The sequence below is a fragment of the Vibrio rarus genome (assembly GCF_024347075.1).
In the GTDB taxonomy this organism is placed as follows: Bacteria; Pseudomonadota; Gammaproteobacteria; order Enterobacterales; family Vibrionaceae; genus Vibrio; species Vibrio rarus.
Genome location: NZ_AP024901.1, coordinates 76936 through 94107, shown reverse-complemented (window position 1 = coordinate 94107; position 17172 = coordinate 76936). Strand labels below are relative to the sequence as shown.

The 17172-nt window shown below is 41.7% G+C and carries 21 protein-coding genes; 8 read left to right on the top strand and 13 right to left on the bottom strand.

Annotated features, from left to right (window positions below; all coding sequences use genetic code 11):
* Nucleotides 1-21: 21 nt before the first annotated feature.
* The 4 genes from pgl to OCU56_RS13405 all read right to left on the bottom strand — a co-directional run bounded on the left by pgl (nucleotide 22) and on the right by OCU56_RS13405 (nucleotide 3951).
* Nucleotides 22-738 carry a 6-phosphogluconolactonase gene (gene pgl / locus OCU56_RS13420; protein WP_261875608.1) on the bottom strand — a complete coding sequence of 239 codons (717 nt, stop codon included), beginning with the start codon at nucleotides 736-738 and terminating at the stop codon, nucleotides 22-24.
* A complete protein-coding gene (gene zwf, locus OCU56_RS13415; protein ID WP_261875607.1) occupies nucleotides 735-2237 on the bottom strand; it encodes a glucose-6-phosphate dehydrogenase in 1503 nt (500 codons plus the stop codon). The genes pgl and zwf overlap by 4 nt, the downstream gene beginning before the upstream one ends.
* 522 nt (nucleotides 2238-2759) lie before the next feature.
* A complete protein-coding gene (yghU, locus tag OCU56_RS13410; protein ID WP_261875253.1) occupies nucleotides 2760-3617 on the bottom strand; it encodes a glutathione-dependent disulfide-bond oxidoreductase in 858 nt (285 codons plus the stop codon).
* Between the two features lie 121 nt (nucleotides 3618-3738).
* Nucleotides 3739-3951, bottom strand: coding sequence for a DUF3820 family protein (locus tag OCU56_RS13405; RefSeq protein ID WP_261875252.1), 213 nt, complete (start codon nucleotides 3949-3951; stop codon nucleotides 3739-3741).
* An 86-nt stretch (nucleotides 3952-4037) separates the two neighbouring features.
* Here OCU56_RS13405 and OCU56_RS13400 point away from each other — a divergent pair, with 86 nt between their 5' ends.
* Entirely contained in the window at nucleotides 4038-4976 is a 939-nt protein-coding gene (locus tag OCU56_RS13400) for a hypothetical protein (RefSeq protein WP_261875251.1), read from the top strand.
* Between the two features lie 57 nt (nucleotides 4977-5033).
* Here the strand turns inward: OCU56_RS13400 and tdh are convergent, their stop codons facing one another.
* Nucleotides 5034-6065 (bottom strand): L-threonine 3-dehydrogenase, encoded by a 1032-nt coding sequence (gene tdh, locus OCU56_RS13395; protein WP_261875250.1) that lies wholly within the window; start codon nucleotides 6063-6065, stop codon nucleotides 5034-5036.
* Nucleotides 6065-7261: a glycine C-acetyltransferase gene (locus OCU56_RS13390; protein ID WP_261875249.1), complete on the bottom strand. Its 1197-nt coding sequence runs from the start codon at nucleotides 7259-7261 to the stop codon at nucleotides 6065-6067. The genes tdh and OCU56_RS13390 overlap by 1 nt, the downstream gene beginning before the upstream one ends.
* Nucleotides 7262-7424: 163 nt before the next feature.
* Between OCU56_RS13390 and OCU56_RS13385 the strand changes: the two genes are divergently transcribed.
* The 3 genes from OCU56_RS13385 to OCU56_RS13375 all read left to right on the top strand — a co-directional run bounded on the left by OCU56_RS13385 (nucleotide 7425) and on the right by OCU56_RS13375 (nucleotide 9553).
* Nucleotides 7425-8333, top strand: a complete 909-nt coding sequence (locus OCU56_RS13385) for a LysR family transcriptional regulator (protein WP_261875248.1) — start codon at nucleotides 7425-7427, stop codon at nucleotides 8331-8333.
* A gap of 121 nt (nucleotides 8334-8454) precedes the next feature.
* Entirely contained in the window at nucleotides 8455-8775 is a 321-nt protein-coding gene (locus tag OCU56_RS13380) for a heavy metal-binding domain-containing protein (RefSeq protein ID WP_261875247.1), read from the top strand.
* 7 nt (nucleotides 8776-8782) lie between these two features.
* Nucleotides 8783-9553 carry an ion transporter gene (locus OCU56_RS13375; protein WP_261875246.1) on the top strand — a complete coding sequence of 257 codons (771 nt, stop codon included), beginning with the start codon at nucleotides 8783-8785 and terminating at the stop codon, nucleotides 9551-9553.
* Here OCU56_RS13375 and OCU56_RS13370 read toward each other — a convergent pair.
* Nucleotides 9548-10066 carry an NUDIX hydrolase gene (locus tag OCU56_RS13370; RefSeq protein WP_261875245.1) on the bottom strand — a complete coding sequence of 173 codons (519 nt, stop codon included), beginning with the start codon at nucleotides 10064-10066 and terminating at the stop codon, nucleotides 9548-9550. The genes OCU56_RS13375 and OCU56_RS13370 overlap by 6 nt on opposite strands.
* A 132-nt stretch (nucleotides 10067-10198) precedes the next feature.
* Here OCU56_RS13370 and OCU56_RS13365 point away from each other — a divergent pair, with 132 nt between their 5' ends.
* A complete protein-coding gene (locus OCU56_RS13365; RefSeq protein ID WP_261875244.1) occupies nucleotides 10199-10495 on the top strand; it encodes a putative hemolysin in 297 nt (98 codons plus the stop codon).
* 65 nt (nucleotides 10496-10560) lie between these two features.
* Here the strand turns inward: OCU56_RS13365 and OCU56_RS13360 are convergent, their stop codons facing one another.
* Nucleotides 10561-10959 (bottom strand): OsmC family protein, encoded by a 399-nt coding sequence (locus OCU56_RS13360; RefSeq protein ID WP_261875243.1) that lies wholly within the window; start codon nucleotides 10957-10959, stop codon nucleotides 10561-10563.
* Nucleotides 10960-11309: 350 nt separating this feature from the next.
* Here OCU56_RS13360 and OCU56_RS13355 point away from each other — a divergent pair, with 350 nt between their 5' ends.
* Together OCU56_RS13355 and OCU56_RS13350 are read left to right on the top strand one after the other, a co-directional pair.
* On the top strand, nucleotides 11310-11519 hold the full coding sequence (locus OCU56_RS13355) for a cold-shock protein (RefSeq protein WP_017029576.1): 210 nt from the start codon (nucleotides 11310-11312) through the stop codon (nucleotides 11517-11519).
* A 94-nt stretch (nucleotides 11520-11613) separates the two neighbouring features.
* Complete coding sequence (locus OCU56_RS13350; protein WP_261875242.1) at nucleotides 11614-12156, top strand: YaeQ family protein; 543 nt, start codon at nucleotides 11614-11616, stop codon at nucleotides 12154-12156.
* Nucleotides 12157-12216: 60 nt separating this feature from the next.
* Here the strand turns inward: OCU56_RS13350 and OCU56_RS13345 are convergent, their stop codons facing one another.
* The 4 genes from OCU56_RS13345 to OCU56_RS13330 all read right to left on the bottom strand — a co-directional run bounded on the left by OCU56_RS13345 (nucleotide 12217) and on the right by OCU56_RS13330 (nucleotide 15329).
* Entirely contained in the window at nucleotides 12217-12876 is a 660-nt protein-coding gene (locus tag OCU56_RS13345; RefSeq protein WP_261875241.1) for a potassium channel family protein, read from the bottom strand.
* Entirely contained in the window at nucleotides 12876-13958 is a 1083-nt protein-coding gene (locus OCU56_RS13340; RefSeq protein ID WP_261875240.1) for an AI-2E family transporter, read from the bottom strand. The genes OCU56_RS13345 and OCU56_RS13340 overlap by 1 nt, the downstream gene beginning before the upstream one ends.
* Nucleotides 13959-14313: 355 nt before the next feature.
* Nucleotides 14314-14592, bottom strand: coding sequence for a peptidylprolyl isomerase (locus tag OCU56_RS13335; protein ID WP_261875239.1), 279 nt, complete (start codon nucleotides 14590-14592; stop codon nucleotides 14314-14316).
* A 275-nt stretch (nucleotides 14593-14867) separates the two neighbouring features.
* Nucleotides 14868-15329, bottom strand: coding sequence for a TetR/AcrR family transcriptional regulator (locus tag OCU56_RS13330; protein WP_261875606.1), 462 nt, complete (start codon nucleotides 15327-15329; stop codon nucleotides 14868-14870).
* A gap of 218 nt (nucleotides 15330-15547) precedes the next feature.
* Here OCU56_RS13330 and OCU56_RS13325 point away from each other — a divergent pair, with 218 nt between their 5' ends.
* Complete coding sequence (locus OCU56_RS13325) at nucleotides 15548-15847, top strand: YfcZ/YiiS family protein (protein ID WP_261875238.1); 300 nt, start codon at nucleotides 15548-15550, stop codon at nucleotides 15845-15847.
* A gap of 125 nt (nucleotides 15848-15972) precedes the next feature.
* On the opposite strand, the gene OCU56_RS13320 is transcribed toward OCU56_RS13325, so the two are convergent.
* On the bottom strand, nucleotides 15973-17106 hold the full coding sequence (locus OCU56_RS13320; protein WP_261875237.1) for a 1-acyl-sn-glycerol-3-phosphate acyltransferase: 1134 nt from the start codon (nucleotides 17104-17106) through the stop codon (nucleotides 15973-15975).
* Between the last annotated feature and the right edge of the window lie 66 nt (nucleotides 17107-17172).

Genomic DNA, 17172 nt, shown 5'->3' with positions numbered 1-17172 from the left:
ATTTCTCCTAGTATTCTTATCTTAAGCAATCTTGCTTGCTGCATCTGAGTCTAAAAACCATTCAGTCTCACCCACATTAGAGTGAATTTTTGCCGCCGGATATGGCAGTTCTTCAGCTGGAGTGTGATAGATCTCATTTACGATATCTGTTTTTCCTGCGCCAAGCACCAAATAGCTAATACGCTTTGCCGCTTGTAGCACTTTTGCTGACTTCGAAATACGCAACTGACCCGATTCTGGGTGAGAGGCAACGATAGCCAGTTTTTCTTCATTGTAATTGGTTTGCTCTGGGAACAAAGAGGCCGTGTGACCATCGGCCCCAACCCCTAGTAAGATCCAATCAAATACAGGTACGCCATTTTGTGTTGGGATAACATCCGTCATCTCGCGAGCAAAGCGAACCGCTTCTTGTTGTGGATCATTTTCACCCAAAATGCGATGAATATTGTCTTCAGCTACGCCGACAGGGGTAAATAACAATGCGTTTGCCTCGCCAAAGTTACTTTCTGCGTTATCCGGTGCCACACAACGCTCATCACCCCACCAAAAGTGCAGGTTTTGCCATTGTATCGCATTTGCATAAGGCTCGGATGCCAATAATTTAAACAGCATCTTAGGCGTGCTACCACCAGATAAAGAGATATGAATGGCACGGTCAAGTTCACTGAACTGTTGTAACTCTTTGGCCAACTGCTCAACAACCTGCGCAGGTGTATCGAAAATTTTCGTCTTCATTATAATTCGCAATAGTCCGTATCAGTTAAGTTTTTACATGGGAAACGCCACGCTCGACCATCACGCTCAAGAAGAGCATGCGCCTCTTTTGGTCCCCATGTACCACAAGCGTAACCAAATAGTGCTTGAGTGCGCTCTTTAAAATCCAATATTGGTTGGACGTATTCCCAACACGTTTCTACAGCATCTGAACGCGCAAATAAGGTCGCATCACCGTTTAAAGCATCCAGCAGTAAACGTTCATAAGCGGTCAGCATATGAGCTTCATTTAACGACTTATAATGGAAGTTCATTTTCACTTCTTTAGCATGGAAACCCGCTCCAGGCTCTTTTAAGCCAAAGCTAATTTGAATGCCTTCATCCGGCTGAATACGGATGATAAGTTTATTCTCTGGCGCATCCTGTGCAAATACTGGGTGTGGCGTATCTTTGAAATGGATAACCACTTCGGTTACGCGTGTCGGTAAACGCTTACCAGTACGAACATAAAACGGAACACCATTCCAGCGACTGTTATTAATGTACGCCTTTAAGCCTATATAGGTTTCGGTACGAGAGTCTGCTGCCACACCCTGCTCTTCTCGGTAACCAGGAAGGAAATCCCCTCGCACAGTAGATTCTGTATATTGACCAAGGATAAGGTTATTCGTCAAATCATGTTCATCAAGCGGTTTAAGGCTTTTTAACACCTTGACCACTTCATCACGAATAGAGTCGGCATTAATGTGAGGCGGTGACTCCATCCCCACCATTGCCAACACTTGTAACAAGTGGTTTTGGAACATATCACGCACCGCACCAGAGCCGTCGTAGTAACCACCACGTTCCTCTACACCCAGAAATTCAGAACCGGTGATTTCGACGTAATTAATGAAGTTTCGATTCCATAATGGTTCAAACATGATGTTTGAAAAGCGAAATACCAGCAAATTCTGCACGGTTTCTTTACCAAGGTAATGGTCAATTCGGTATAACTGCTCTTCATCAAAATGAGTATGAATTTGCTCATCCAATTTTCTTGCTGAGGCTAAGTCATAACCAAACGGTTTTTCCACGATCAATCGTTTCCAACCATCATCTTCTTTATTTAAACCATGAGCGGCAAGGCTTGCAGGAATAACAGAATATAAGCTCGGCGGCGTAGCAAGATAATACAGTACGTTACGCTGCTCTAGTTGATAGTGCGCAGCTAGTGCATCTTGACGTGTCGCCAGTTTGGCATAATCAGCGGCATCCGAGGTATTAATCGCTTGATAGTGAAGGTGACTGATAAATTCAGCTAATACAGACTCTTCTGTTTGCTCGAACTCTTGCAGCGCTTTTTTCAATTTTTCACGATAAGATTCATCACTATACTCGGTGCGGCTCACACCTAAAATATAAAAAGATTCTGGGAGTTGACCGCTTTGATACAGTCGATATAAAGCGGGAATTAACTTACGGTAAGTTAAGTCACCTGAAGCACCAAAAATCACTATGCTGCTTTTATCTGGTATAACCATCATTGTTCCTTACATGCCTTTAAGGGTGTCATACACAGCGCCATGAAGGGAATCACGTCGCAATGACTTATATGCACCATAAAAAGAATTCTACACCGAATAGGCGGAATTGAAATATTTTGTCACTATCTCATAGCGAATAACTGCAATCTAAAAGCAAAAAATCCCCGCTTAACTAACGGAGATACCTTCGGCGCCATAGTCTAGCTTTATACAAGCTCAATACAAACGTTTTGATGGCGATAAAGGCTCATTTGCTCGTAATCTAGGCAGTCTATACCCAGTGCATTCACAGCCAACACCTTCACTCTTGATATACTGCGGCCTAGATTACATCAGATGCTCTTAATTTATAACTCAACTCCTTGCATATGATCTTTCAATTATTAGGAAGACGCAGCACTGATGCCTGTCGGCGCAACGACACTCACGCCATGCGAAATAAAGCACAGCATGACTTCTCTTACAAACAAGACTCTACACAACAAGCATGCCGTTGGACGAATTTACCGCTTATAGCCATTAAGGGCGCAACTGCAAAATCTTATCAATATCTTCAGCACAGTGTCGCTCGGGAAGTTGTTCCCACACTTCACCAAAAGCGCGATTTACGATACGGCCTCGTTGTACGCCTTCTCTTTGTTCGATCATTTTTGCCCATCGCATCACATGAGAATACGACTCAACCTGCAAAAATTGCGCAGCATCGTAGAGTTTCCCCAGCACTAGGTTGCCATACCAAGGCCAAATGGCCATATCTGCGATAGTAAAACTATCCCCAGAAACAAATGCATTCTGCGCTAATTGTTTATCTAACACATCCAGTTGACGTTTTGCTTCCATGGCAAATCGATTAATCGGGTACTCTTGTTTCTCATCGGCATAGGCATAAAAATGGCCAAAGCCTCCCCCCAAAAATGGCGCAGAACCTTGAGCCCAAAATAGCCAATTCAATGTCTGCGTTCTTTGCGGGCCCGACGGAGGTAGAAAATGAGCGAATTTTTCCGCCAAGTGCATCAATATAGATGCCGACTCGAACACATTAACCGGCTTTTCGCCACTTTTATCGACCAACGCTGGGATTTTTGAATTAGGATTCACCGCCACAAAGCCCGATGAAAACTGATCAGATTCACCAATATTAATTAGGTAAGCATCATATTCCGCTTCCTTAATGCCTAACGCTAATAACTCCTCCAGCATAATGGTCACTTTTTGTCCATTAGGTGTACCTAAAGAGTAAAGCTGAAGTGGATGCTGACCTTCTGGCAAATCGTGCTCAAAGCGTGCACCGGATTCGGGGCTATTTATGTTGGCCCATTTATTGTTGCCATTACTGTCATTGGTCCAAACTGCTGGGGGTACATAGGGTTGACTCATAACCTTTCCTTAAATGTTCACATACCTATTCACTATAGACTTGAATTAGCCTAATAAGTGCCATTATTTAAAAATCAACGCACCAACAAATCTTGTTACGATCGCACTTATTGCAGCCCTTTTATTTCAGTGGCTTCACCACAGAGTCTAGCCCTTCCACTTTTAATGCCAAACATAATTGGAGTAGTTGCCCTAACTCGCCGGACGGCCATTGAGCTTTGTTTTGAAACCACAGTAGGTACTCTTCAGGAAGGTCAATTAATACACGCCCTGCGTATTTTCCAAATGGCATTTTCATTCGTGCCAATTTGACTATATTCTCTTTATCTAACACCGCTTATCACCCTTACAAACACTTCATGACATTTAGCATAATATCGACAATACTAGAATAACGTGCTCACAACCAAAGGAAGCGGTTTGCACAAAACCACCACTATTAGCGCCCTTGCAATTTCGTGTTTCTCCTTGCCGTGTTGGGCCGAATCTAGTGAAGATACCTGCCTAAGCAGGTCAACCGATAATAGGCCAATTTCTCGTGCTTATCACTTCCTAAACACTAAATTTTGCCAGCCAGCGGTATGGTTTGATGATTTTTTTGCCGACGAGCGTGTAACAGAAGATGCACGAGCGGGCACCTCTGTTCGCTGGAAAAATGACTTCACCTATTTTGAAAATAAGGGCCTTAAATACGAATCGAAAATTGATGCGAAGTTTAATCTACCTAAAGTGACTAAACGCCTTAAAGTGATTATTGAGTCAGAGGGAGAGGATGACCTGTTTAATCTATTTCCACGCACAGAGGAGGAAATACAAAACACTATAGGCCTTAGGTACGACTTCTATGCCAAAGGGTATAGCAGTTTTAACATCAAAACCACGTTCCAACCTAAAATAGAGGCAAGGTATCGTTTCAGCTACCCCATTACCGTTAATACGGTGTTCCGCCTAACGCAAAAAGTCTATCAAGAGAAAGAGTTTACCGGAGAATCTACACAAGTTGATATCGACCAAGCGCTATCGAAAAACTTATTACTGCGCTGGACATCCTTTGCCGAATTCAACCGTGATCAAGACGCCGATAACAGTATTTGGGAGATGGGTACAGGATGGGTGCTATTTCACTACCTTTCAACCACTCAAGCTATCAACTATACCATTAGCACAACAGCAACGGACTCCCCGCGAACCTATATTGATAACACATTAATTGGGCTAACGTACCGGCATAACTATTTTTTTGACTGGTTCTACTATGAGATTTCCCCTGAATATAACTGGTACAAAGAGCACGATCAGAGCTTTGAGAAACAAGCCAGTATTCGATTACGACTAGAAATCCGGTTTGACAACTTTTAACCGCCATAAAAAAACGGCAACCTAAGTCACCGTTTTGTGCATTATTGAATAAGAAGGTTATTCCCAATCAAGGATAACTTTACCAGAAGCCCCGCTACGCATAGCGTCAAAGCCTTTTTGGAAGTCATCAACTTTAAAGTGATGTGTGATAATTGGCGTTAGATCTAGGCCTGATTGAATCAAGCTTGCCATCTTATACCATGTCTCGAACATCTCACGACCATAAATCCCTTTGATGACTAAACCTTTAAAGATCACTTGGTTCCAATCAATACCCATGTCTGACGGTGGAATACCTAACAGTGCAACGCGACCACCGTGATTCATGGTTTCTAGCATAGAGCTGAATGCTGCTTGTACGCCGGACATTTCAAGGCCAACATCAAAGCCTTCCGTCATATTAAGCTCAGCCATAACGTCTTTTAAATTTTCTTTTGCCACGTTAACCGCGCGTGTTACGCCCATTTGACGAGCAAGATCGAGACGATATTCGTTCACATCTGTAATCACGACATGACGAGCCCCTACATGCTTGGCAACAGCGGCAGCCATAATACCAATTGGGCCTGCGCCCGTAATTAATACGTCTTCGCCAACAAGATCAAATGACAATGCGGTATGTACTGCATTACCAAACGGGTCAAAAATAGAGGCAAGATCATCAGAGATGCCATCTGGGATTTTGAATGCATTAAACGCAGGGATCACTAAGTACTCCGCAAACGCACCAGTACGGTTCACACCAACCCCTATCGTATTACGACAAAGGTGAGTACGACCGCCACGACAGTTGCGGCAATGTCCACAAGTAATATGGCCTTCACCTGAAACGCGGTCGCCCACTTCAAATCCACGGACTTCTTGACCAATGGCGACAATTTCACCCACATATTCATGGCCGACAACCATAGGGACGGGAATGGTATTTTGCGACCAAGTATCCCAATTATAAATATGTACGTCTGTACCACAAATGGCGGTTTTCTTAATTTTGATCAGAATGTCGTTATGCCCCATTTCTGGCATATCCACTTCATTCATCCAAATGCCTTCTTCAGGCTTAAGTTTTGACAGTGCTTTAATTTTCATTACTTGATCAATCCCATGTCATGACCGACCTCAATAAAGGCATCGATAGCGCGGTCTAGTTGTTCACGAGTATGTGCTGCAGACATTTGAGTACGAATACGCGCTTGGCCTTTTGGCACTACAGGGAAAGAGAAGCCAACCACGTAAATGCCTTTTTCTAAAGCGCGTTCCGCAAATTCTGCGGCCACTTTTGCGTCACCAAGCATAATTGGGATGATAGCGTGATCTGCGCCCCCCATAGTGAAGCCCGCTTCTTCCATACGAGTGCGGAAATGTGATGCGTTATCCCAAAGGTGTGCACGAATATCGCTACTTTCTTGTAGAAGATCCAGTACGCGCAGTGAGGCAGATACAATTGCCGGAGCCACAGAGTTTGAGAACAAGTAAGGACGAGAGCGTTGGCGTAACCAGTCGATCACTTCTTTCTTACCAGAAGTGTAACCGCCTGAAGCGCCCCCCATTGCTTTACCCAGCGTACCAGTAATGATATCGATGCGATCCATCACATTGTGGTAATCGTGAGTACCTGCACCTGTTTCACCCATAAAGCCAACAGCGTGAGAATCATCCACCATCACTAATGCATTGTACTTGTCTGCCAAGTCACAGATAGCTGGAAGATTAGCTACCACACCATCCATTGAGAAAACGCCATCAGTTACGATAAGTTTATGGCGAGCACCCGCTTCATCAGCGGCAATCAATTGTTGCTCAAGCTCTTGCATGTTGTTATTTGAGTAACGAAAACGCATTGCTTTACATAAACGCACACCATCAATAATAGAAGCGTGGTTAAGTGCATCGGAAATAATCGCGTCTTCTTTACCTAAAATCGTTTCAAATAATCCTGCGTTTGCATCGAAGCAAGAAGTATAAAGAATGGTGTCTTCTGTTCCTAAGAAAGCAGAAAGTTTTGCTTCAAGCTGTTTGTGAATGTCCTGAGTACCACAAATAAAGCGTACTGATGCCATACCAAAGCCGTATTCATCCATACCTGTTTGAGCCGCTTTAATAAGCTCAGGGTGATTGGCTAGGCCTAAGTAGTTATTTGCACAGAAGTTCAGTACATCTTTGCCAGTAGAGATAGAAACGGAAGCTTGTTGTTGCGATGTGATAACACGCTCAGACTTGTATAAGCCTTCCGTTTTTACTTCTTCGATTTGTTGCTGAATTTGCTTATAAAACGCTGAAGACATGACTCTATAATCCTTTCAATAGACTGGGGAACTTAAACGCAAAACATCACTATATGAAGAGAAAATATTTTACGAATTTACAGTGTAAAGAGATTTTAGTAGAAAGACGATACGAGTATAATGCCAGTAATGGAATATCATTTGTGAACAATAGGCACAGATAATGAAAACAACTCAACTGATGGCGCTGTTACCCGATTTAGCCACTTATACGCTAGTGGTTCAACAAGGCAATTTTACCAATGCAGCCAATAGGTTAGCTATGACTCCTTCAGCGGTATCCAAAACGATTACCCGCCTAGAAAAGGCGCTTGCTGTCAAACTGATTGAGCGTACTACCCGTACTCTTCGCATCACAGAAGAAGGCCAAAAAGTCTATGACCAAGCCACAAAAATGCTCGGAGCAGCAGAACAAGCAGTAGAGTTGTCGTCAGCCAGTCATACTCAGGCGCAGGGAAGCATTCTAATTTCCGCTCCTGAGGCGTTTTTATCGTCGGTATTACAACCTTTAATTCTTGATTTTCTAAAAAAATATCCAAAGATACAGATCAAAGCAAGAGCCATTGACGGCGCAGTAGATTTTCATAAACAAGGTATTGATATTGCGTTCAAACTGACGGATTTGCCAGATGAACAGTTAATACTAAAAGAGCTGGGTCAAACCCGCTTATTACTGTGTGCCTCAAAACCTTACTTGATGAAGCACGGTCACCCTAGCCACCCTAGCGATCTTATTCATCATAACTGTTTGTATTTGGCCGAAACGGAACATGACAACATTTGGACGTTTCACAAAGAAGAACAATCACAATCGGTTACTGTTCAAGGAAGATACGCCGTAAACCAAGCGCAACTTAGGTTTGATGGCGTAAAGAATCACTTAGGTATAGGCTTATTCCATGACTTTGTTGTTGAAAACGCTCTGCAGCATGGCGAGGTGGTACAAGTTCTCGACGATTGGACGGTAACCAGTAATCATCATGGAAGTGTACTAATGCAATATGCACAAACCCAATATATGCCCGCTAGGCTCAGGTTATTTATTGACTTCATTAATCATGCCCTGGGTTAAAATCCTGTGCGGAGATTGGGACTCAAACACACCATTGATATGCACAGGTTTTAGTGTGAATTTAATTAAAAACCGTTTAACATCAAACAAATAGAACTCTAAAAAATGTAAAGGTCTCAATATGTTAATGACGACTACCCCTTCCATTGAAGGTAAACACATTGTTCACTATCACGGCGTGATGTCTGGTGAGGTTATTTTAGGAGCCAACTTTCTTAAAGATATGTTCGCAGGTATACGTGATTTCGTCGGCGGACGTTCAGGGACTTATGAAAAAGAATTAGAGCGAGCTCGTACCATTGCCATGCAAGAGTTACAGCAAAAAGCCCAAGATATGGGCGCTAATGCCATCGTAGGTATTGATATCGACTACCAAGTTTTAGGTAAAGATAACGGCATGCTTATGGTCAGTGCTACAGGCACTGCTGTTACAATTAACTAGCCAAACAATGAGCATACACTTAAGACAAGCAAAACATGAGCTTGGCCCGCTGCAATTTTTAACCTTAGTTCTGTCAGTCTATGTATTGTTGGCACTATTTGTTGAAAATGCCTTTCAGCTTGATCCTGATACCAGAGAACTGCTTTCAACCATAGATAGCTTAGTGTGTATGGTATTTTTAACGGATTTTCTGCATCGTTTTCATCGAGCCCCTAATAAAATGGCCTTTATGAAATGGGGCTGGATTGATCTTCTTTCGAGTATCCCAATGGTGGACGCTTTACGTTATGGCCGTTTTATTCACCTAGTCCGGTTTTTGCGTATGCTAAAAGCCATTCGCTCGACCAAAATCATCCTCTATTATTTATTCCATAACCGCCGTGAAGGCACCTTTTCCATCGTCGCCAGTATCTCTGTACTGGTGGTTATCTTTGGCGCAATTGGTATCTTGCAGTTTGAAAAGGGCTTAGCTGAGTCCAATATCCAAAATGCCAGCGATGCACTTTGGTGGTCATTTGTGACTATTACCACAGTAGGTTACGGAGATTACTACCCTGTCACACCACAAGGTAGAGCGGTAGCCGCCGTATTAATGACCGCAGGAGTGGGCCTATTTGGTACCTTTACTGGGCTTGTGGCCAATTGGTTTATGACCGAAGAAGATCAGCAAGCTAGCCAAAATGAAGCCAAAGAACGTAAAGAATTAAAACGGGAGCTTGATGCTCTACATAGTGAAATTGATGAGCTCAAGCAATTGATTAGAAACCAAAAATCATAATAGCTCTTTCGCTATCAAATGCAGTAAAAACGTTTCTCGTTCAATGCTGAGACCTTTTTTATCACTGTCTGATAGGGTTCGTTGATTATGCGCAATCGCATCATGAATATTAATCCACACGGCCTGCATGCCATTTTTTATCTCATAATCTTCAAAATTAGGCGCTCCTAGTTGAGCGTCTACACTACAGGTATAACAATAAGAGAACATACGCATGACGTCGGCACCGTCTTTATACCAAGGACGATACTCTTCAAACACACCAAAGGGTTGGATATTGCGTATGTTTCTCGCCCCTGTCTCCTCTTCAAGTTCACGTACCAAGCCTGCCTGTAGATCTTCACCTTCATCAACACCCCCACCAGGTAACGAATAATCGTGATAACGCTCAGTGTAAAGTAGCAAGATGACCTCTCCTTGAAGCACTATGGCCCGAGTGGCACGCCTTTGCATAATACGCAGGCTAGCAAGATCGGTCAGTTGAGGGTGAACGACGGTTTTTAAATGGCGCATAAACGAGGTTTAAATGGGGGAACTGGCAATTATTTTAGCATGTAAGCCATGGTTAACTATTGAATTAATTAAGATATCTCGTACACTAATTCAGATAAACTAAAACAATTTAGTTCTTTGGAGCCAATAATAATGAAGAAAGCACTTCTTTTATCTGTAATGACAGGCACTGTGCTACTAGCGGGTTGTGCAAGTGAGCCTGATGAGTACACCGTCAAGGACTGGGATCCAATTACAAGCAAAGCCTCTATGTATTGTGTACAACAAAATCATGATATCGAGCGTGCCACGGAGAATGGTAACCGTGTGACTTATTGTGAATTGTCTGATGATGAAAAGTATGACATTTGGGAATACTACTATCAAAATCATGAAGATGAACGACCAGAGAATCAGTCTACAACAACTGAGCCGGCAACAAACGCATAATTGCGATTAAAATGACATTGATAAAGCCCCATGAGCCTGCGCTCTACGGGGCTTTTTTTTGGTATTTATACAATTTCCCAAGAATGTGTCAGTGTTACTGCCTTATCTAACATCAAGCACACTGAACAATATTTCTCTAAAGAGTCTTGGGCTACTTTCGCTACAATCGCAGGATCGAGATCATTTCCTGAAACTTCAAAGTGAATATTAATCGTGGTAAAAAATCTAGGTGCGATCTCGCGGCGCTCACCAGAGAGTTTGGCTACACACGTCGTAACATCTTGATTGACACTTTTTAAGCCGTCCACCATATCCACAGAACTGCACCCACCTGCGGCAATAAGTACCAACTCCATTGGGCTAGGTGCGGTTTTACCACCACTACCATCTAAAACAATGGAATGACCCGACTGGGATTCTCCGATAAATTTAAAGTCATTAACCCAAGATACCGATGCTTTCATAATCACGTCCTTTTTTTAATTTGTCTTATTGTACAGGGAGACGGTGCGAACTCAACACACTGTATAATGACAATCTGGTTACATTGATGACAAGATTAAAATTTATATGAGAAAAGTTGAATATACATAACAGAATTGAACAATACCTCCTGCGCTACTGCGGTGATTTTATTGACTTATTACCTCTGCTCTATACACTAAATCGGGTAAGAAAATTTTGTTTTTGTTCTTTAATTGAAGCGTTGACGACTTGTCAGCACGATGTATTTCAGAGTAAAAATAACTTATTACTTGCGCTTAGAATGGTCGCAACAGGCTAAATTTAGTTATATCTCAAAGGAAAACTGACAATGTCAAACACAGTTACTGGCACCGTAAAATGGTTTAACGAAACAAAAGGTTTTGGGTTTATTCAACAAGAAAACGGTCCAGACGTATTCGCTCACTTCTCTGCTATCCAAGGTGACGGTTTCCGCACTCTTGCTGAAGGCCAAAAAGTTGAATTTGTTGTTACTACAGGTCAAAAAGGCCCACAAGCAGAACAAATTCGCGCAGTATAATCTGAGCTTCGTAAGCCAGTACCTTGCTGGCTTACTTTTATCCCCTATTATCTATATAATCACACGCCTACATCCTATTTTCTGGAATCCTACTTTGGCGCTCAAACCCACAATCTATAAGTTCCGTGTTAACCTTGCAGACACAAATCGCAACCAATATTCTGATATAAACCTCACTGTGGCGAAACACCCGTCTGAAAACCAAGTCAGAATGATGGTTCGCTTGTTGGCTTTTTGCCTCAACAGCACAGAACATTTAACCTTCACTAAAGGGTTATCCGATCAAGATGAGCCTGATATTTGGGAGTTGTCCGATATTGGCGATATATTGACTTGGATTGATGTTGGTGAGCCGTCAAGCGACAGAATAAAAAAAGCGACGCGCAAATCCAAACACACTCATATTTATACTTTTAATGAAAATAAATCCGATGTGTGGTTTGGTAAAAATCAAGCCGCATTGCGCCAGTTAAACGTATCCATTACTCAATTGGATTTTGCTCCTATTGAAGCGTTAACTCACGCACTACAAAGAACGAATGATCTTAGTTTGATGATTTCCGGCCACTCGTTATTTGTCACATTAGGTGAGGTTAACGAAGAAGTAACGCTCACTGAACTACAAACCCAAGAGTAAATCACATACTCACCAAGGAGAGAGGCACTTAGCCGCTCCTTGGATGAATAACGCCATTAGTTAAGAGTTGTTCTTTTGGGTGAGTCCCGCGCTCACTAGGCTTGAGACTAAAATGGCTAGATAAAACACACCGGCAATGGCTTGAAAATACGCAACAAATCGCGTTAGCGGTTCGCTCGGGGAAATGGCACCATACCCCACCGATGTCATCGTAATAAAGCTGAAATAGATCATCTTAGATAAATTGTCTAACCAAGGTCCATATTCAATACCATTAAATCCACCGTCGAGTACTTCTAGCAACAATAGCTGCACAAAAGCAAACCACAGGCCCATCATTAAGTAGATGCAGATAGAGCCTACTATTTGATTTCTATCTATTTCTGGCGCAGTTAAAATCAGCTTAGTCGCATGTTTTAGATACTGGCCAATAAATAGAATTAACGCCACCAGCGACAACATGGCCAAATTTATCGTTTCAAAAATAGAGATCAAAGACGAAATAAACACCAGCACGACCAAAAAGCCAAGCCAACCTCGGGTGGTGGATTTTTGTTTATCTATCCCCAAAATAGAGGTCGACATGCAAAAGAGTAGCCCGGCTAAAATCACGCCCTGCCCAGTACCAAAAAACTGCTCCATCACCGCGCATCCAGCCAATAAAATAACCAGAGCAACAAACAAATATAAAAAATTATCTCGCTGCGATAGTTTGCTCATTACGGCTTCTCACTACCTTGGTTAACGCCAGAATCCGACTGGGCTAACCACGCAATAAACAATCTGTGAGTCACCGCCAGCACTACCGCCCCAACAAATAGCCCCACGATACCTGACATGGCCATGCCACCAATGGCACCGAGTAAAATCACTAGCATAGGAATATCTGTGCCGCGCCCCATGAGCATGGGTTTTAATATTGCATCACTGGCACTCACTAAAACACACCACACAGTAAATATGCCCGCAACTAAGGTAGTATCCGTCGTCCACGCAAAAAATAGAGCCGGGATCAACGCTAAAATGGGGGGAAGCTGTATAATGGCCACCACCAAAACAGCAAGCATCCATAATCCAGCAAATGGAATACCTGCGAAATACAAACCAATGCCAGCCATCAATGATTGGATCACAGCCACACCAATAACGCCTTGCACCACACTGCGCACCGTTGCAACCGATAACTGAGTAAACTGAGCGCCATAGTCGCCAGCCAAGCGAACAGAAATTTGATGGAAAGACTTTTCACAAGATTGGGCATTGGACATAAATACGCCCGCAATAAGTAGCGAAATGACAAACTGCACAACACTACCACCGACACTCCCCACTGCAGACGCTATGGTGCCTAAAACATCCTTTAACTGATCAGAATACTGCAATAAAGCCTTAGTTAAATTGAGCGAAAAGCCCAGTAAAGTTGCGTACAGTTTGTCACCGATTACCGGCCAAGACTTAATGCTCTCCGAAGGGGCTTTTAGCTGTAAATTTCCGTCTTGTACTTGCTGGTACACATCTCCGGCCGTACTAAACAAGCTATCTCCTACCAAATAAGCAGGAAAAACCAACAACATTACCCCACACAACGAAAGCAACCAACTGGACTTACCTTGTGACAAACCGGTTTTACTTTGAATACCTTTGACCACAGGAAAAAGGGCTGTGGCAATAATCGCTCCCCAAATAACCAATAAAGCAAAAGGCCTCAAGATTTGAAAGCACCAAAATAACAACACACCAACAATGATTATCTTAATAAAGGCATCGATAGCATGCTTAGAAAAATCTTGCGAAGAGTTCATAAAAAATCCTTGTAATACAATCCTCTAAAAACAGTTTAGATGGTTTTCAAAGTAAGGTATGAACAAGTATGGATATTTATAATTTTTAGGTAAAATAGATGAAGATTTCACCAACAATGTCTGTTTTGAACAGTTCGAGGATGGCGTTGCACTTGAGGCTGCATTCAAATGTGATTCATAAGGCTATAAAAAGCGAACTCGATTGTTCGCTCTTTGTTGGTTTAAGTGGCGATTATGTTCTGTAAAGCACCTTAGTAACATGTTCATTTCAATGCATTATCTCAACACTTAATACGAAAATAATGTTTAAGGTGGTCACAAACCATCTTACCTATGGCTTTGCAGACTCTAACCACTATGTCCTGTAAAGCACCTTGACGACATGCCAACCAAATTTAGTTTTCACTAAATGAGGAACCAAGGTTTCTCCCGAAAAGCAGATTTTATCAAACTGTGGCACCATTTGCCCTTGTCTAAACTCACCTAAATCGCCGCCCTTTTTACCCGACGGACAAGTAGAATATTTACGAGCAAGCGTTTGAAACTTAGCACCTTTCTTTAGCTGCTTGATAATATCTTCCGCTTTATCTCTATGCTTAACCAAAATGTGTAGTGCATGGGCTGTACGTGCCATAGGAATATCTCAATAAATTACGTATGAATGTATTATACAAAAATACCGACTAAGGACACACACCTCATTCCCTAAAGACTACGTTAAACTACATAAAGGGACAGACACCTTATATTTTACGAGCTCATGTTAGTGATCGTCACTCCATGGCTTCTAAATAAAAGGACACACACCTTAAAGTAAGGTGTGTGTCCTCAATTAAAGTCTATGATCGGGAACGAAAAAACATTGAGTAAACACATACATTGGTATCTCATCAGTACCTTAACGCTACTCTAGCAAGCTAATTTCATTACCGTTAACCCGAGTAAGCGCTCCAATTCCTTTTTCCCTGCTTCGCCATAACGTTCTTTTAACTGCATAGTTAGGCGATTCATTCCTTTTTGGGTAAATTCATGAGCGCTATCAAACATAACTAAGTGATGAAACATTAGGCGTATAATCGCCATAAATTGCGATGCCTCTAAGGAAGATAGCCAGCTTTGAGTAAAACTTTTTAGATCCGATTCAAAATTTAAATGTGTCAGTAGTAAAGAAAAAATTCTATTGTCTAAGGCATTAGTAAAGTCTGTTTTCTTGGGGAAATGATGACTAATACCTGTACGGGATATCCCCGTTGCTTGACTCAAAGTGGTATACGACATTTTGTCATAACCAATGGTTAATAGTTGTTCTACAACGACATCCATAATGTTGTTGACCGTAATTTCCGTATCTTCTTTACTGCGTTTTGGCATTGCTTCGCCTTGTCTAACGTCGATATCTAAGTTGGACTTCATACTCATATAGATGTAATCAAGATTCAATAATGGGCACTTTATCCTGACAATCTAATGACAAAATGACATTCTCAATACACGTTTTTCAAATTTAAGTTTAATCATTACAAATATTTTTGTAGATGAACACCTCGATGCTATGTACACTGATGACAAATCATTACAGGAGATTGACTATGTCAAGAGTAATAAAAGAACCTGAAGTATGTGAAGCATGTGGTGTAGCCGGTGAAATGGGCTTTATTATCAATGAAGGTGACGAGGTATCTGAAGTATCTCTATTTTCTTCTACTAAAGAAGCTGTAGAAGCGGAATTTGAAAAGTACGTCGAACTGGCTAAAACAGTGAATAGCGCTGTTGAGCATAGCTTTGAAATTGTGGAAAACGAACAATTCGAACTTCATGCCAAATTGAAGTTTGAAGTAAGTGCAGAAAAATTGATTTTCGATCTTAAGAGCCGTACTCTTTCACGCTAATCCTTACTTATTAAAAAGGGTCGAATCACATTCGACCCTTTTTATTCACCACCTGCGAAACTACCCTCATTACACGGCTATCCAGGCAATCACTTTTACAAAGCAACTCACTTTTTATTATCGTGTTATGCGACAACTTCTAACGAGTTATCCTTGGATACGTTACGAACAGGATTTGCATAACCATCAATCAAGAATGGACGCGCAGCCTCATCCAATTGCGCTAACTTCTGATTAAACTTATCACGTGTTACCTGATTAATACTGCTATCTTCAACCCCTGCTGCAAGAAGGTTGATTGGGAAAATTTTATAATTTGCATGTATTTGTCGATCAATTTCGTCAGCCAAAGTGTCAGGATCGTCAATATCTTTCGTAATCACATCACCAAAGCTAATATTTACGCGACCTTTATAACCCGTAATGCCCTGTACTATGCTACTAATATCTTCAAATTCTGATTTTTGATACTGCCCAGTAGTGGCCTTTTCATGCAATTCTTTGGCTTTAGCAATATCACAGGGATCAATCTCATAAGAAATGGCTACGGGTACAATTTTGAGTGATTTAACATACTCAGCAAAAGACATTTTACGCTTGCGCCCTTCAAGCTGAATCATCTTAATGATCGCGGGATCGGTAAAATCATTGCCATCTTTAGCTCGCCCCTCTTTTTGGGCAATCCAAATCGAATTTCCCGTTTCTAAAGAGTGCTTAATATAAGAAGATAATAACCCTAAGGCTTTCAACATCTCTCTAGGCCCTTTAGCAGAACGTTTAACAATGAAGCTTTTGTTTATTTTCATCAACTCAGTAGAGCAAGGTTTGCTTAACAGGTTATCACCAATAGCAATACGTACTGTTTTATGTGAGGTATGGTGCAAACCATAGTTGATCAATGCTGGATCCATCGCAATATCGCGATGGTTAGAAATAAATAGGTAAGGAGTACTTTGATCAAGCTTATCAAGACCTTCAAACGTTACCCCATCTGTCGTTGCATCCAGTGCCTTTTGTAAATATTGTTCAACTTCGACCTGAACAGAATCCACAGAAGTCAGTCTACCTAAGCGTTTTTTTAGATATACCTTAACCAAAGGTGACATTAATTGTTGGCACCATTGCGGGTAGTGAGAAAATTTATGCTTTAAAATTGCAGAGGTAAATTCCTCATCTTCAATTAGTCGTTGGATCGCAGGCGCAATCTCTGCATCGTTGTAGGGTCTAATCTCTTTATAGATATCGTTATCAGTGGACATATTCATCATCGTTTACTTAAAATCACGTCGATTTTACGCATTTACACCACAATTTTCAGCTAGTTT

What these genes read in the sequence shown, in the direction of transcription:
- zwf (WP_261875607.1), bottom strand. Translation starts at nt 2,237, where the DNA reads ATGGTTATACCAGATAAAAGCAGCATAGTGATTTTTGGTGCTTCAGGT.
- yghU (WP_261875253.1), bottom strand. Translation starts at nt 3,617, where the DNA reads ATGAGTCAACCCTATGTACCCCCAGCAGTTTGGACCAATGACAGTAAT.
- tdh (WP_261875250.1), bottom strand. Translation starts at nt 6,065, where the DNA reads ATGAAAATTAAAGCACTGTCAAAACTTAAGCCTGAAGAAGGCATTTGG.
- OCU56_RS13390 (WP_261875249.1), bottom strand. Translation starts at nt 7,261, where the DNA reads ATGTCTTCAGCGTTTTATAAGCAAATTCAGCAACAAATCGAAGAAGTA.
- OCU56_RS13385 (WP_261875248.1), top strand. Translation starts at nt 7,425, where the DNA reads ATGAAAACAACTCAACTGATGGCGCTGTTACCCGATTTAGCCACTTAT.
- OCU56_RS13380 (WP_261875247.1), top strand. Translation starts at nt 8,455, where the DNA reads ATGTTAATGACGACTACCCCTTCCATTGAAGGTAAACACATTGTTCAC.
- OCU56_RS13375 (WP_261875246.1), top strand. Translation starts at nt 8,783, where the DNA reads ATGAGCATACACTTAAGACAAGCAAAACATGAGCTTGGCCCGCTGCAA.
- OCU56_RS13370 (WP_261875245.1), bottom strand. Translation starts at nt 10,066, where the DNA reads ATGCGCCATTTAAAAACCGTCGTTCACCCTCAACTGACCGATCTTGCT.
- OCU56_RS13365 (WP_261875244.1), top strand. Translation starts at nt 10,199, where the DNA reads ATGAAGAAAGCACTTCTTTTATCTGTAATGACAGGCACTGTGCTACTA.
- OCU56_RS13360 (WP_261875243.1), bottom strand. Translation starts at nt 10,959, where the DNA reads ATGAAAGCATCGGTATCTTGGGTTAATGACTTTAAATTTATCGGAGAA.
- OCU56_RS13355 (WP_017029576.1), top strand. Translation starts at nt 11,310, where the DNA reads ATGTCAAACACAGTTACTGGCACCGTAAAATGGTTTAACGAAACAAAA.
- OCU56_RS13345 (WP_261875241.1), bottom strand. Translation starts at nt 12,876, where the DNA reads ATGAGCAAACTATCGCAGCGAGATAATTTTTTATATTTGTTTGTTGCT.
- OCU56_RS13340 (WP_261875240.1), bottom strand. Translation starts at nt 13,958, where the DNA reads ATGAACTCTTCGCAAGATTTTTCTAAGCATGCTATCGATGCCTTTATT.
- OCU56_RS13335 (WP_261875239.1), bottom strand. Translation starts at nt 14,592, where the DNA reads ATGGCACGTACAGCCCATGCACTACACATTTTGGTTAAGCATAGAGAT.
- OCU56_RS13330 (WP_261875606.1), bottom strand. Translation starts at nt 15,329, where the DNA reads ATGCCAAAACGCAGTAAAGAAGATACGGAAATTACGGTCAACAACATT.
- OCU56_RS13325 (WP_261875238.1), top strand. Translation starts at nt 15,548, where the DNA reads ATGTCAAGAGTAATAAAAGAACCTGAAGTATGTGAAGCATGTGGTGTA.
- OCU56_RS13320 (WP_261875237.1), bottom strand. Translation starts at nt 17,106, where the DNA reads ATGTCCACTGATAACGATATCTATAAAGAGATTAGACCCTACAACGAT.